16 protein-coding genes and 2 pseudogenes are annotated in these 14,192 nt (G+C 57.9%); 10 read left to right on the top strand and 8 right to left on the bottom strand.

Going from position 1 to position 14,192, the window contains the following annotated elements; all coding sequences use genetic code 11:
- Positions 1 to 168: 168 nt before the first annotated feature.
- From L0976_RS26650 to L0976_RS26630, 5 genes are all read right to left on the bottom strand, one after another.
- Positions 169 to 471, bottom strand: coding sequence for a hypothetical protein (locus L0976_RS26650; protein ID WP_234189925.1), 303 nt, complete (start codon positions 469 to 471; stop codon positions 169 to 171).
- Between the two features lie 140 nt (positions 472 to 611).
- Complete coding sequence (locus L0976_RS26645) at positions 612 to 1,337, bottom strand: phosphatase PAP2 family protein (protein WP_234189924.1); 726 nt, start codon at positions 1,335 to 1,337, stop codon at positions 612 to 614.
- A gap of 88 nt (positions 1,338 to 1,425) precedes the next feature.
- Positions 1,426 to 1,764, bottom strand: a complete 339-nt coding sequence (locus L0976_RS26640) for a response regulator (RefSeq protein WP_234189923.1) — start codon at positions 1,762 to 1,764, stop codon at positions 1,426 to 1,428.
- An 85-nt stretch (positions 1,765 to 1,849) separates the two neighbouring features.
- Complete coding sequence (locus L0976_RS26635; protein ID WP_234189922.1) at positions 1,850 to 2,233, bottom strand: diacylglycerol kinase; 384 nt, start codon at positions 2,231 to 2,233, stop codon at positions 1,850 to 1,852.
- Positions 2,230 to 3,864, bottom strand: a complete 1,635-nt coding sequence (locus L0976_RS26630) for a phosphoethanolamine transferase (RefSeq protein WP_234189921.1) — start codon at positions 3,862 to 3,864, stop codon at positions 2,230 to 2,232. Before L0976_RS26630 ends, L0976_RS26635 begins: the two co-directional genes overlap by 4 nt.
- Positions 3,865 to 4,214: 350 nt before the next feature.
- Between L0976_RS26630 and L0976_RS26625 the strand changes: the two genes are divergently transcribed.
- Entirely contained in the window at positions 4,215 to 4,595 is a 381-nt protein-coding gene (locus tag L0976_RS26625; RefSeq protein WP_234189920.1) for a hypothetical protein, read from the top strand.
- Positions 4,596 to 4,720: 125 nt separating this feature from the next.
- Here the strand turns inward: L0976_RS26625 and L0976_RS26620 are convergent, their stop codons facing one another.
- Entirely contained in the window at positions 4,721 to 5,311 is a 591-nt protein-coding gene (locus L0976_RS26620; protein WP_234189919.1) for a YqaA family protein, read from the bottom strand.
- A 219-nt stretch (positions 5,312 to 5,530) separates the two neighbouring features.
- Between L0976_RS26620 and L0976_RS26615 the strand changes: the two genes are divergently transcribed.
- Positions 5,531 to 6,118 carry an ATP-binding cassette domain-containing protein gene (locus L0976_RS26615; protein ID WP_234189918.1) on the top strand — a complete coding sequence of 196 codons (588 nt, stop codon included), beginning with the start codon at positions 5,531 to 5,533 and terminating at the stop codon, positions 6,116 to 6,118.
- Positions 6,118 to 6,927 carry an iron export ABC transporter permease subunit FetB gene (fetB, locus tag L0976_RS26610; RefSeq protein ID WP_234189917.1) on the top strand — a complete coding sequence of 270 codons (810 nt, stop codon included), beginning with the start codon at positions 6,118 to 6,120 and terminating at the stop codon, positions 6,925 to 6,927. The genes L0976_RS26615 and fetB overlap by 1 nt, the downstream gene beginning before the upstream one ends.
- Here fetB and L0976_RS26605 read toward each other — a convergent pair.
- Both L0976_RS26605 and L0976_RS26600 read right to left on the bottom strand, forming a co-directional pair.
- The gene (locus L0976_RS26605; protein WP_234189916.1) at positions 6,917 to 8,245 is read right to left on the bottom strand and encodes an ATP-binding protein; all 1,329 of its coding nucleotides are present in this window, start codon (positions 8,243 to 8,245) and stop codon (positions 6,917 to 6,919) included. The genes fetB and L0976_RS26605 overlap by 11 nt on opposite strands.
- A complete protein-coding gene (locus tag L0976_RS26600) occupies positions 8,242 to 8,901 on the bottom strand; it encodes a response regulator (RefSeq protein ID WP_234189942.1) in 660 nt (219 codons plus the stop codon). Before L0976_RS26600 ends, L0976_RS26605 begins: the two co-directional genes overlap by 4 nt.
- A gap of 150 nt (positions 8,902 to 9,051) precedes the next feature.
- Here L0976_RS26600 and L0976_RS26595 point away from each other — a divergent pair, with 150 nt between their 5' ends.
- The 7 genes and pseudogenes from L0976_RS26595 to L0976_RS26560 all read left to right on the top strand — a co-directional run bounded on the left by L0976_RS26595 (position 9,052) and on the right by L0976_RS26560 (position 14,116).
- The gene (locus L0976_RS26595; protein WP_234189915.1) at positions 9,052 to 9,636 is read left to right on the top strand and encodes a dual specificity protein phosphatase family protein; all 585 of its coding nucleotides are present in this window, start codon (positions 9,052 to 9,054) and stop codon (positions 9,634 to 9,636) included.
- A 513-nt stretch (positions 9,637 to 10,149) separates the two neighbouring features.
- A pseudogene (locus L0976_RS26585) lies at positions 10,150 to 10,592 on the top strand (transposase).
- Positions 10,589 to 10,897, top strand: a complete 309-nt coding sequence (gene tnpB / locus L0976_RS26580) for an IS66 family insertion sequence element accessory protein TnpB (RefSeq protein ID WP_234189914.1) — start codon at positions 10,589 to 10,591, stop codon at positions 10,895 to 10,897. The pseudogene L0976_RS26585 and the gene tnpB overlap by 4 nt, the downstream one beginning before the upstream one ends.
- A 106-nt stretch (positions 10,898 to 11,003) precedes the next feature.
- Positions 11,004 to 11,456: pseudogene (locus L0976_RS26575) on the top strand (transposase); the annotation flags it as partial.
- Between the two features lie 113 nt (positions 11,457 to 11,569).
- Complete coding sequence (locus tag L0976_RS26570) at positions 11,570 to 11,815, top strand: hypothetical protein (protein WP_234189913.1); 246 nt, start codon at positions 11,570 to 11,572, stop codon at positions 11,813 to 11,815.
- 259 nt (positions 11,816 to 12,074) lie between these two features.
- On the top strand, positions 12,075 to 12,341 hold the full coding sequence (locus L0976_RS26565) for a hypothetical protein (RefSeq protein WP_234189912.1): 267 nt from the start codon (positions 12,075 to 12,077) through the stop codon (positions 12,339 to 12,341).
- A gap of 281 nt (positions 12,342 to 12,622) precedes the next feature.
- Complete coding sequence (locus tag L0976_RS26560) at positions 12,623 to 14,116, top strand: NERD domain-containing protein (RefSeq protein ID WP_234189911.1); 1,494 nt, start codon at positions 12,623 to 12,625, stop codon at positions 14,114 to 14,116.
- Positions 14,117 to 14,192 lie beyond the last annotated feature (76 nt).

Genomic DNA, 14,192 nt, shown 5'->3' with positions numbered 1-14,192 from the left:
GTCAGCTTCCCCAACGAGTGTCGAACGGAAGATTCCTGGTCGATGATGAGGTGGCGGGATGCAACGCCATTCGCTGGACAGCAGAACGCAACCAAAGTTGTCAGTTTGGAGAAGACCGACGATTAACAGTCCGCTGTTGATTCTTGCGGCTTCCCTTTGCATTTTCTTTCAGTTTTGCAGTGCCTGGCCACGCCTGGCGTCATCGACCGCGGCAATGCCCGCATTCATCTCGTTTTTGCTGATGTTTTCCATTTGCGCCGGCGTCTGTTTTGCGGCGATATGGCAGAAAGCGGCCAAAGCAATTGTCATCCCATGCCTTATTGTTTCGGCCATGATAAACCTCCTTGCCAGCCGAGGTGCCTTAGCTGATGCCGCCCTACCGGACTGGACCTCGCCCGGTTTTGCCGTCATTTTGAAGTTGGCCTTGTTCACGGTGATCCCGTCAGCCGTCCTCTTCTGGTTCAGGGTCACTCCCCTCACCCCGGTGTGGCAGATCCGAGGGGATCTGGCGGTCGTTGCAATGATGCTTGGTGTCGGCATTCTAACCATGATTTGCCTCAGCTTGCTTTAGCACCGAGGACCAAACTTCAGCTCCACCCATCTTCGGCTCGTCACACACCCTCTTGATTCGTCCGGCAGCTATCGTGCGGCAAACGGTTGGCGACGAGCCAGCAAAACAGCGCCCAGATCGTTCCGGCACACCATCCCCCAATGACGTCCGAGGGGTAGTGCACGCCCAGATAGACACGGCTGATACCGATCGTAACCGTAAGAAGGATCGCGCATCCCATGACATAGACGCGTTCCGAGCGATGCCGGCCCTTTGCCAACAGCGCGCCCAGCGTTAGATAGGTAATGGCCGAAAGCATCGCGTGGCCGCTCGGAAAGCTGAGATCCGAAACCTTGACAAGATGCGGAACGATATCCGGTCTGGGTCGGCCAATTGCGATTTTGAGAAGCGTACTGACCAGCCAGCCGCCGCCGATACAAAGGGCGATGTAGAGCGCCAGCCCCCTCTTTCGAGCCACCACGAAATAGAGCGTGACCAGGATCGTCAGCATGCTCAGAACGGTCACGCCGCCAAGGCTGGTAATATCGTCGGCAGCGTGAAGCAACCAAGACGGTCCGATCGGAATAGCGGGATCATCCTGTTGCCTGAACGCAAGCAGGATTCCGGCATCGAATTTCAGCGGCTCGCCCTCCAGTACTTCCCCGACCAGATATTGGAAGAGGAAGGCCCCGCCCGCAAGAATGCCAAACAAGCCGAGGCTCGCCGGTTCGAAGCGCTTGAGACGAGCCCAGACCCGACGATAGCTGCCATACTGATGCTTCTCCATATGCCTGTACCTTCAACCGGAAACGACTGGACAGTAAGTGATCGTCAAGACTCTAAGCCTGGCGACAACGAAGCGAATGATGGCCTCGCTAGTGCTGGATCGCGCTGATGGCATTAGTGAGAGCCGAAAGATTGAAAGGCTTCACCAGGAAATCGGTGGCACCCGAGCTGATCGCGTTCATCCGGTCTGACATTTGGTCGTAGGCCGTCAGGACGATCACAGGTGTCGCATCATTCGCCGTACGTAACCGTTTCAGAAGGGAAAGCCCGTTTCCGTCAGGCAGATTGAGATCGAGGAGCACCAGATCGAACGCGCCGGCTCCGACAGCGGCGGTCGCATCGCAGAGCGTAAGACACCAGTCCGCACTATGACCCAGAGAGTTGAGATGATCTCGAAGGGCGTCACCCAGTACCTTGTTGTCCTCCACGAGAAGACACCTCATGGCGATATGCTCCCGCTGCCGGGAAGCCAATTCCACAATCGCAGACACCGGTCCTTCATCCGCCCTCCGATCAGCCGACGACCGCAGAATAGAGAACGCGGGCGAGCAATGCGCCGTTCGCGACAAGGAGGCAAAGCACTGCGAAGGAGCCGAGATCCTTGGCGTGCTTGGCAGTGAGCGACACTTCCGGGGATATCCGGTCGACGATATCTTCGATCGCGGTGTTGATCGCCTCGAATGCAATCAGAACGAGGAAGAGGATCAGCGCCGCCAATGCGGTGCTCATATCGACGCCGACGGCCATATAGATCGCAGCCAGAACAACACCCGCCCCGATCTCCTGGCGAAAGGCTGCCTCTTTCCAGGCCCGTGCGAAGCCCCCGGCCGAGTAGCCGGCGGCAGCGAAGAAATGGGCAAACCCGGTCAGTTTCCGGTTTTCGGGCGCAATCGTCATGACGATGCCCCCGTCTTGCAGGCGGCAAACACATCGAGAGCGGGATTGTAGACGTTCGTCTGGATATTCATCATGTCGAGAACGCTGTGGAACATATTGTCATGGGAGTAATCCTGCGCAGCCTTTTGGTTCAGGCATGCGCGATCCATCTTCATCGAGTTGGCAAAAGCCGCGTCCATCCAGACGATGAACGGAATATGCGTCTGGAATTCAGGTGCCAGGATGTAGGGTGTCCCGTGCAGGTAGAGGCCGTGCTCGCCCAGCGATTCACCGTGGTCCGACATGTAGATCATCCCCGTTTCGAACTTGCTCGATCGCGCCTTGAGTTTGTCGATGACGGTGGAAAGTACATGGTCGGTAAAGAGGATCGAGTTGTCGTAGGCGTTGACGATCTCCGCGTCCGTGCAATCACCGAGTTCAGCGGTCTGGCAGTCGGGCGTAAAGCGGCGGAACGCCTCCGGATAGCGAAGATGATAGGTCGGGCCGTGGCTGCCCATGGTGTGAAGCACGAGAACGCTGTCCTTCTTCACCCCGTCCAGCCAGGCGTCGAGGCGGTCGAAAAAGATGTCGTCCCGGCATTCGCCGTTCGTGCAAAATTGCGGGTCGTCGATTTTTACGAAGTCCGTATGAGGAATGCGGTCGGCGACGCCCTTGCTTCCGGTGTTGTTTTCCCACCATTCGACATTGACGCCGGCATGCGCGAGCACATCGACCAGGTTCTCGTTTTCGAGGCCTTTTCGATGGGAGTACTCCGAGCGGGTGAACATGGAGAACATGCATGGGATCGAGGTAGCAGTCGCGGTTCCGCAACTGGTCGTGTTGGGGAAATAGACGATATCTTGCTGCGCCAGTTCCGGGTTCGTCATGCGGCCGTATCCGCCGAGCGAGAAGTTCGCCGCCCGCGCCGTCTCCCCCGCCACAATAATCGTCACCCGCGGCTTGCCTGTTCCCGCTGATGTTCTGACGATCTTCGCATCCATTCCCAGTGGCTGCACCACCACATTCGCATCTTCGGTTGCCTGCATCAGGAACTTGATCGTCCCCGCCAGCGGCGTGACCGGATTCAGGCTCTTGACGATATCCTTGTGCTGGCGGATTGCCGTGACATAGGGTTTGGAAAAGGCAAAGCCGCTCCCCGCGAAGACGACAAGGCAAGCAAGCACGACTGCGGTATTGCGTGCCACCGTCTGAAAGATGGGCCGATGATCGACACGCACCCACAGTAGTAGGGCGACAGGTAGCATGGCGAAGACGAACATATGAACGATGAAGCCGGGGGTGATGAGATGCTGTGCCTCGGCCGGCGTCGTCTGAAATGCGTTGCGGACCATATCGCTGTCGATGATGACCCCGAACGTATCCGTGAACCACGAACCGATCGCCGCCGCGACGATCAGCAGGACGAAGAACGGCTTTGCAACATATTTCACCGAGAATGCCGTAAGGAAGGCGACGAACAGGACGCCCATCGCCAGATAAAGTGTCCAGATCGCCGCCGGGTAGTCCGCAAGATACGTATGGATCTTCGACCAGAAGGTCCGGTTGGTCAGGGCGACCAGATATACCGACACCAGAACGCTAAGGGTGATACTGCCGATCCGGGGCCGGAAGAAGCCGCGCGCATTGTTCATTCGAGAATTTCCATGATATTTCCGGCAGCGTCACGATCCGATAAGGATGCAGGCGCCCCGCGCCCGTTTGGGCGAGTTCTTCAACGAGAAGACAGCGCCGCCCTGCTGGCAGACCCGCCTTTTCGTCGCAGATGCCTTTGATTTCTGACATGAACCTGAAGAACCGGCTGGAAGCCCCGCGCGCAAAGCCGCAACCAGCCTGATCGGTGTCTGGCACTGGCATGCGCCGCTGGCGCGTCACGCCAGATCAAACACGACCTTACAAAACGGTATGATCAGAGCCATGTGCCGGTAAATTCAGTGTTCAAAGCTCCGGTTGCGCTTTCCATGCGCTAGAGAAGGAGATCATCTTGAAAAGACAGCTTTTTGCCGCTGGGCTGATGGCCCTGCTACCAGCCCTCGCCCCAGCGATCGTCTCACCCTGCGCCTACGCTGCGACGCAGAGTGCGCTCGGCGACCTTTCCCGCTTCAAGGCAATCACCCAGGATGCACTCAAGCTGGTCGAGAAGGGCGACCTCGCCGGGGCTGAAATACGCATCACCGACTTCGAGACGGCATGGGACACTGCTCAGCCGACGATGTGGCCGCTCAGCCACGCTGAATGGAGCGTCGTGGACGTTGCTGCCGACGCAGCTATCGCTTCGTTACGCGCGAACAAGCCCAATGCAGAGGAAGCCAGAAAGACGCTGCAAGGCCTCATTTCGGCGCTTGATAATCCCTCGGGAGCTTAGGATTGCGAAGGCTCGAAATAGCACGTTGCTCCGGGGCGGCAAAACGCCCTGGAGCAACGAATTGGAGCGTTTGAAGCGGAACCATTGTAAGGTGCAGGGGGCTGACGGATATATACGCCCCGGGCCTATCGGATTGTACAGCGGCTAACGAGGAAGACAAATATCGCCATTACGAGAACGAGCACGGCTATTTGATTCAGGCGCCTTTCTATGAACAGCCCGACCCGTGCACCGAAGCGGCGCAAAAGATAGGCGAGCAGAAAAAATCGAGCACCGCGCGTCACGGTCGCCAGCGCGATGAAAATCGGCAGGCTGAGATGGACGACACCCGACAGGATAGTAACCAGCTTGATCGGCGGGAGATGGGCGATACCCGACGTCGTCATCATCAGCATGATCCACCAGCCGTTGACAGACGCCTTCAAATGCTCGAATTCTGCCAGCTTTCCATAGAAGCCCAGAATGGGCTTGGCGATCGCATCATAGGCAAAATAGCCGAGTGCCCAACCCGCGATGCCGCCGGCAACGGACGCTACAGTGGCAATCAATGCATATCGATAGCTGCGCTCCGGTCGTGCAAGTAACATCGGCAGCAGCAGCGCATCCGCCGGCACGAGAAATATCGAACTCTCCACGAACGCAATGAACGCCAGCCAGGCTGGCGCGGTGGGCCGATTGGCGAGGGAAAGAACCCATTTGTAGAGATTATTCAGCATGGAGGCCTGAATAAGGCTCAGCCTGACAATGACCTGAACAGGCCAAACCAGCCAGCGTCATGCTTCCGTTGCAAAGTTGTCCCTAGACGCAATTAATCGAACCAACTAGCTGACGGAGGATTTTCTGCGTCTCAACAGCGACCTGCGTGCAGCTTTGCGGTTTCTGCTCGGCTCGCGCCCTCCGCAACAGGGACGTCCTCACAAGTGCGAGGTCAGGTGATGACGAAACCAAGCCTGAAAGGCAGCTTTCCTCCAACATCCACTGTTGATGCCATGGAATTCGAACTGGCGGCCCACTCGTGCCTGGTGCTGACCGGGCCATCAGGTGTCGGCAAGACGACCCTTCTCAGGAAAATCGCAGATCTGGATCCGCATGATGGTGTCATTTCGTTGGGGCCGATAAAGCAGGGCGATCTCCCCGCTCCCGAATGGCGGCGCAGGGTAATGTACGTTGCCTCCAATTCCGGATGGTGGGCTGGCCGAGTCAGGGATCATTTTTCGGTCGATGACAATACGCTCGTCCTCATCGACGCTTTCGCTGTCGGCCGCGACAAGCTCGACGCATCGCCGTCTCATCTTTCCACAGGCGAACGCCAGCGAATGGCGCTTGTGCGGGCTCTCTCGCTACAGCCGGACTTCCTGCTTCTGGACGAACCGACATCCGCGCTCGACCACGAAACTGCTCTCAAGGTGAAGGCGGTTCTTGCAGACAGAAAACGGTCCGGCTGCGGACTGCTCGTCGTCACCCATGACAGCGCCCAGGCCGAAAGGCTCTCCGACGGCATGCTGAGGATGAGGGCGCGCTGATGGTCATCGCCCTGACACCCGTCGACCTGGTCACGGCGGTGGCGCTCATGCTGACCAGCGCCGGTCTCTCTCTTTTTCTTTCCCTCGGTTTTCACAAGGGTATGGTCTGGGCCTCGATCCGAATGGTCGTGCAGCTCCTGCTCGTCGGGTCGCTGCTGCGCCTCGTCTTCCGGCAGGACTCCGCCGCTCTGACCGTCCTGATCTTCCTGGCCATGCTGACGGCGGCGGCACACGAGGTCGGCGCGCGGCAGCCACGCCGGTTGCAGGGCGGATGGCGACATTTGATCAACGGCGCGGCTGTATCGATGTCCACGATCTTTGTCTCCGCTTTTGCGCTGGTGACCGTGCTCGGCGCGGACAACTGGCTGGAACCAGCCCACGCTATTCCGATCGGCGGCATTATTCTTGGAACGGCAATGAACTCCGCCAGCATCGCACTCAATGCCCTCCTTTCGAACATCGGCAACGAGCGCGACGCCATCGAGGCCCAGCTTGCGCTGGGTGGATCCCGCTTTAGCGCGTTGTCGCCGCTGATGCGCCGGGCCGTGAATGCCGGCATCATTCCGGTGATGAACCAGATGGTCGGCGCCGGCATCATCACCATGCCCGGAATCATGAGCGGGCAAATTCTCGCCGGGCAGGATCCGCTGAATGCCGCCACCTACCAGGTGTTCCTGATGTTGCTTCTTGCGGCGAGCGGGACGGCGAGCGCCATTTTCGCGGTCTACTTCACCGTGTTCCGCCTAAGCGACGAGCGTCATCGTCTGCGCCTCGACAGGCTTGAGGACGAGCGCAGGCCTAAAGGGTGATCCTTGCCTCGAAACCGGAGGTTCTGCCGGTAGCGGGCGAGCGCAATAGGAGGGTGCCGCCCATCTGCGCGACGATACGCTCGGCGATGGGAAGGCCGAGACCCGACCCGGAAGCCTCCGTCTTTCCTCTATGGAAGCGTTTTTTGATATCCACGATCTCTGCGGGCGGAATGACGGGGCACTCGTTCACGATGCGAATCACACCGTTGTCATCTACCGAGATTTCGACCGGCGTGCCGGGTTCGCGGTGGATCAGCGCATTCTCGATGATGTTGCGTATGACGATGGCGAAGGCGTCCGCATCCACCGCGCGCGTCAACGCTCCGCCGGAGGTGTCATCATACTCTATCTGGCCTCTGGCATTGCCGCTTCGCTCGAAGTCACGCACGATCAGGTCGAGAACGCCGAGAAGATCGACCTCGCTATCCTTTGTGCCGATGCCGGAATCGGCGCGGGAAAGTTGAAGCAGTTTTTCCGCAAGTCGTCCGAGCGCCGAAAGCGCGCTCTCGAGTGTCCGCGCCCGGTTGCGCGCCGGTCCATCGGGAAGCTCGCGGATGAGCACCTGACTATGTGCGAGCGCCCCGGCAATCGGCGTTCGCAATTCGTGCGCGCTGTTGGCCGTGAATTCTCGTTCCACATCCAAGGCCGCCCGCAAACGTCCGAGGAGGAGATTGACCGATCGCACGATCGGCTTCAGTTCCTTCGGCAGATCGGCATCTTTGATGGGAGCGAGGTTGCCGCCATCTTTGGTGGCAATGGCGCCGCGCAATGTGCCTATGGGCTTCGTCGCACGGCCGACGATCAGCCAGATCGTGATGTAGCTGCCCGGCACGAGCAGGAGCAGCGGGATCAGCATCGTGACCGCGCTTTCGCGCACGGCCTCCCGTCTGTGGCTGAAGCGGTCGGCAACCTGAACGAACAAGGTGAAGTCATCTGCCACGGCGGTATAGATGCGATGGCGCTCCGTATCGTGGAAGCCCACTGAAAGCGGCGCATCGAACGGTGTCTCCGGCGCATCATGGGATCTCAGAATGATATTACCGTCCATGCTTCTGGCCTGATAGGTCAGATATTCACCCTGCTTGGCGGCGTTGAAATCGATGGAAAGGCCATGACCGGCGCCGGCGCGCAGTTGCAGATCGGCAGCGACGAGCGACAGCAGTCTTTCGCTCGTTTCCTGCAAGGCGCTATCGAAGACCTCGTCATATTCTTCCCGCATCACCTGGATGCTGATGGCGATCGCGATCAGCCAGAAGGCAATGAGCGCGCCCGTCAGCGAAAGCATCAGGTAGCGGGCAAGGCTGCGTTCGCGTTTCATTTTTCCTCCAGAAGATAGCCGATGCCCCGGATGGTCCTGATCCTTTCCTTGCCGACTTTCTTGCGCAGGCGGCTGACATAGACCTCCACCGTGTTGCTTTCGATTTCCGCGCCGAATTCGTAAAGCGCCTCCTCGATCTGCCCTTTCGGAACAATGATGCCCGGTCGCGCCACGAGGAGATCCAGAACGGCCCATTCGCGACGGGTCAGGAGAACCGTATCTCCAGCGACGGTGAGCGCATGATGCGGCCGGTCGACCTCCATATCGCCGAATTGTAGAATCGGCTGCGGCCGGCCGTCGTATCGCCGCGAAACCGCCGCCACCCTCGCCTCCAGTTCACCAAGATCGAACGGCTTGACGAGATAGTCGTCGGCTCCGGCGTTCAGCCCCTCGATCCGGTCGGTGACCTGGTCCCGCGCTGTCAGGATGATGACAGGCAAGGTCATGCTGTTTCGCCGAATGCGCTTGAGGAAAGAGATTCCGTCTCCATCAGGAAGCTGCAAATCCAGCAGGATAAGTCCATAGTCGACGGAGCCGACCGCGGCGTCGGCATCCTCAAGGCGCAAGACCCAATCCACGGCATGGGGCGTCGTTGCGATATGGTCCTTGACCGCCTCTCCGATGAGCCGGCTGTCTTCAACAAGCAGGATTCTCAAACTCGTCCTCTCTTCCACGCCACGGCGGCCATGACGTTCCTTCAGGTCAATGTCAGCCTAGTTTCCGATACGTGCGGCAGCAGTCGTCACACGCCGAAGACGCATCCAGTGGCGGCTCCAGGTCAAAACTGCCCGGAGGCCTCGCGAACCATGACCATCTACCGAAAAGCCATCGGCAAAAAAGTTCTGAAAAGAGCAGCCGCTGTTCTCGCGATCTGCGCCGTCGCGGGCGGCGGCTATCTCGGGTTTCTCCAGCTCACCGGAAACTTTCACACAGTCATCGCGGGTGAGTTCTACCGATCTGCCCAGCCAACGCCTAAGCAGCTGGAAAAATACGTTGCCGATCACGGCATAAAGACGATCATCAATCTTCGAGGCGCCGATAGCGCGCGGTGGTATCGGGATGAAGTCGCCACGGCAAAGGCCCTCGGCGTGCAGCATATCGATTTCAAGATGTCCTCGTCCGATCCTGTGACGGGCGAGGTCGCGGATCAGTTGATAGCCATCATGAGAAATGCGCCGAAGCCCATACTCATCCATTGTAAGGCTGGCGCTGACCGCAGCGGGATCGTTTCGGCGATCTATAGCCGCGGTATCGCCGGCTGGAACGAGGAAAGTGCCGAACGGCAGCTCTCGGTATATTTCGGTCATATCGGCATACCTTATCTTTCATCGACCTATGCGCTGGATGAGAGCTGGGAAAAGCTCGAGCATCACCTTGACCAACAAGGGTGACAATCAACGAAGGCTCGGACACGCCCTTTGGTAGTGCATGCCTGACTGACAGCCAGCTGAAACGTGTTGGATTTTTCCGACTAGCGGAGGTGGTATTTACGAAATCTTATGGACAATGTAGCGAGCACTACCTCCATATGGCCACAAGGGTTACTGTGCCAACGGGCGACAAAACTAGAGCCTGTCAGTCTATTCGGAATGGAGATGAGATCTCCTCGGGTTTGAATTTGTGGTTCAAGATCATTGCTGGATTGGAGGCCAGCAATGATGGTGCGACCTCTTTCTCTTGATTTGCGAACGCGTATTGCAGCCGCGTTGAACGGCGGCATGACAGTTCGTGCCGCAGCGGAGCGGTTCGGCATATCGGCTGCCACAGCGGTCCGTATCGGGCAACTCGGTCGGTCCGGGAGAGGGCTGATGCGTAAGCGCCGTCTTCTCCACCCCATTGGATTAGCTGTATTTTGAGGCTTTCTGCGTGTGCGAGAAGGTTTCCAGGACTATCTGGAGATTGGTATGGCAGATGATGGATTTGTTGGGCATTACGAGGTTGTCGGGCCGCGTCGCGGGAACCGGCGTTGGCCCGATGATGTGAAGGCGCGGATTGTCGCGGAAAGCCTTCAGCCTGGTGTTCGTGTTGCTGATGTCGCGCGCCGTCACGACGTTGTTGCGCACCAGCTTTCCTTCTGGCGCCGGCAAGCGCGCGAGGGCATTCTGCCCTGCCTTTTGAGGCTATGTCGGGCCCGTCGGAGATCGGGGATGGCGAGCCTGCCTTTGTGCCTTTGGCGATTGCGGTGGAGCCGAGCGAGACTGTGAATGTTATGGCGCCGCCGCAGCCGTCGGCGGTTTTGCCGGTCTTGACGCTGGAGATCGGCGCGGACCTTGTGATGCGGGTTCCCGGCGATGTGCCGGTTGGGCGCGTGGCGGCTCTGGTGCGAGCTATGCGAGGGACGACATGATCGTCGCGGGCCAGCGGCTGCCAATCCTGATCGCAACGCGTCCGGTGGACTTCCGCTGTGGGCATCAGGCGCTGGCTTTGATGGTGCAGACCGAATTGAAGCTCGACCCGCATTCCGGGGTGACGGTTAACTTCCGGTCGAAGCGCGGGGATCGCCTGAAGATCCTGGTGTGGGATGGCACCGGAATGGTGCTGATCTATAAAATCCTTGAGCATGGAAACTTTGCCTGGCCCAAGGTGCAGGATGGGACGATGCGTCTTTCCAGGGCTCAGTATGAGGCCCTCTTCGACGGTCTTGACTGGTGACGTGTCATGGCGCAACGGGTGACTGCGCCGTCGCCGGCAGGGTGAGTATCTAACCGTCTTTACGTTGTTTTGTTTGGCTTTTTGTGCTGTCTTGCTATAAGGCAGCATGTCGTCGGCGCTTGATCTCAGCCTGTTTCCGGACCTTCCGCCAGAGGTGGCGAAGGCGTTTGCGGCGATGCAGGTCGAACTGTCGGTCGAGCGTGCCGCACGTCAGCATGAGCAGGCGGTGGTGGCCGAAAAGGACGCATTCATCGCCGAGCTGAAGGAACTGGTCGAGAAGCTTGAAGGTCAGGTTCACGACTATCGGCGCACGAAGCTCGGGCCGAAATCGGAAAAGCTCGATCCGGCGCAGATGGAGCTGGCGCTGGAAGACCTTGAAACGGCAATCACCGAGACGCAGGCGCGGATCGCCGCCGTCGAGAAAAAGATCGAAGTCAGCGCATCCGATCCGCAAAAGGCCGCTCCTCGCAAGGAGCGTAAGGCGCGTGCACTGCCCGACCACCTGCTGCGGGTCGAGAGCATGATCGAGCCCGAGAGCATCGTTTGTCCCTGCGGTTGCGCGGGCAATCTCGGAGATCACCGCGTCTGGCTCAAAGCAGGCAGCGACGAGGCGCCGTTACCCGGCGCACCATTCTAGGTGATAGCCGTTGGCGAAAAAATGGGAGAGTCGTGATGCCCGGTCAATCAGAATTCGACGCCGTAGAGTTCGCGGATCGCTTGGGGGCGATGACGGACGAGGAAGTGTTTGCAATGATGCAGAAGCTTGAAGAGGCAAGCGAGAGCATCGCTCTCGAAAATCGCGACGGCAGCGATGTATTCGCTCAGATCGCGATGGTGGAGACGGCTATAGAGGAACGCTTCCCCGGCCAGCTGCTGGCACCGTATAGGGACTGGAAGCAACGCCGGATTGGTGCCTGATCGAGAGGGCTGTTCATGACCGCGAAAAGTCCGGAACGACTGTTTCAGCTACTGGATGATGTTGTCGCTGAGATCATCGATCGTTTCGCAAGTGAGGGCTATGGAACGGCACGTGTCATAGAGACGCTGCATGACGTTCTGGCAAAGCGACAACTCGCCTATGATCGTGATCCTGATCCGGCGGACGAACCGATAGAGGAGCCTTCCAACGATTGGCCCGGCGCCGATAGGACATCAAACAGAGGCGAAGGGCCTGACCATGCAAAACACGGTAGACCATCCGGCGGCCGGGGAGATGCTACGTAGCCTCACGCGGACGCAAGAAGAAGCGCTGAGAGCAATCGCATTTTTTCGGCGGCAAAGAAATGTCGGCCGCGGTTGGCTCGTGGGTGACAAGCGGCTGTCGGAGAAGCTCGTCGAGCGGCTGGAAAAGATGGAGCTGGTCGAGGAAAGCTTCATCCGCGGCGAACCGGTGCTGCAGTTGACCATTGTCGGACAGGCGATCAAGGCGCAGCTGCTTCAATAATCTACATGCTCTGGGACTGTGCATCGGCACGCGCTCCCGCTCGTGTAAATCGGCCGATCGAATTCGCCGCGCCAGAAGGTGATGGTGCCATTATTGACCGAGAAATTGGAACGATATTCAGCCATACTTTCATCGACTGTGACATTGACGGAAGAAAGCGTTGACAAAATATGCTACTTTTTATGTTGCAAAACAATGTCATAGCTTGGACCGCGAAAAAAGGCCTTTGGCTATCATGTACGTAAGTTATTAATAGCGCTGTGTGACAGCGAGATTTCCCTGTGAGTGATGCAGTTCTGGACTATCTGTCGGCTCATGGCCCCTCGCTTACAAGCGATGTGGCACAATTCCTGATCGACAACCACGGTTTGAAACCGGATGCCGCGAGGCAGCGCGTTTCCCGAACACGGACCGCAGTAAAACGTCTCGCGTATATCACCTTCCCCCGAAAGGCCCGCTTTATCTATCTGCAGCAGCAGTACGGATCCCCGCAATATTGGGAAAATCTCGTCGAGGCGTTGATCAGAACACGGTCAGCATACGGGTTGGCCCTCGAGGCGATCTTGCAACGTGGCGGGCTGCTTCCCACAAAGCATTTTGCGATCGCGTGTGGCGCTCCAATGATGCAGGCACGGCATTTATCACCCGATACGATCTTCAACCGGCTGAAGCAGGCGCAACTGCTGGATAAGGTTCTTGTCAGCGGCATTGGGGAATGCATCGTGTTCAGCCAGTACGACGGCCGTTACGAATCCTTGGCGCAAGATGTTCGAGCGAGGCTGATTACAGAGTCCGTACTGCTCAAGGCCATCAGTGATTGGAGCAGGAAACTCGGTCTCGTCAGTTATGAAAAGGTGTCCACACGCGATGGAGAGACGCTGCCAAGGGTCGGCACGTTTGCGTGGGACCTCACGGCGCCATCTTATTTGAGCTTTCTGACGAAGGGTGACGACGGCAAACAGAAGCCGGGATTTCTTGCCTGCGATATTCTTCTCGGCGAAGAGGTCGGAGTCGGGGGAATTCGGCCGTTTCTTCAAAAATGCCATTCGCTGCGTGCACTTCGTAACGTCGGGGCTACCATCCAGATGTTCGTCGCCGATTCCTATTCGCATGACGCGTTCATGCTTGCCAAGCAGAACGGGATTATAGCGGCAACACCGGGAAATCTGTTTGGAGACGAAATCGCCGCTGGGCTGAAGGAGCTGACCAGCGTTCTGCGTCAAGCTGCAACATCTGCAATCGACCCTGCGAGGTTCGACGAACTTTTCAGCAAGCTTGGTAAGATCGAAGGGGCGTCCACACAACTTCGCGGTACGCTGTTCGAATACCTCGCAGCCGATATAGTCCGGAAAACTATCTCGTGGGATATCAAGATGAACCGCATCTTCAAGAATGATGCGAAGCAGGCCGAGGTGGATGTCGTGGCGATTAATGGCAATGCCTCAATTCACCTCTTCGAGTGCAAAGGCTACAGTCCCTTCGGCGAAATCCCCGACAATGAATTCAAGCGATGGTTACAGCACAACGTGCCGACGGCCTTCAGCGCCATCAAAAACCATCCAGATTGGAAAAACCTGAAAGTCCACTTTGAATTCTGGGCCACCGGATCACTGTCTGCAGCAGCTTTAGAAATGTTCGACGTCGCGAAGAAAACCGTCAAACCAAGCCGATATACGCTTGGGTTAAAACTCGCCCCAGCTATTCATGCCATGTGCAAGGAGACGAACGACAAGGGTCTGACCACCGCCTTTCAAAAGCACTACATGAAGGCGTGAGATATGCGATTACTGACCAATTTTTGTATCTAAATATTGGTCATTTGCGAACCTATTGCGCCTTGTGACCAAAATT

The organism is Shinella sp. NM-101, assembly GCF_021401195.1.
Lineage (GTDB): Bacteria > Pseudomonadota > Alphaproteobacteria > Rhizobiales > Rhizobiaceae > Shinella.
Note: the sequence above shows the minus strand (reverse complement) of the source record. Positions and strands in the feature narration are given on the sequence as shown.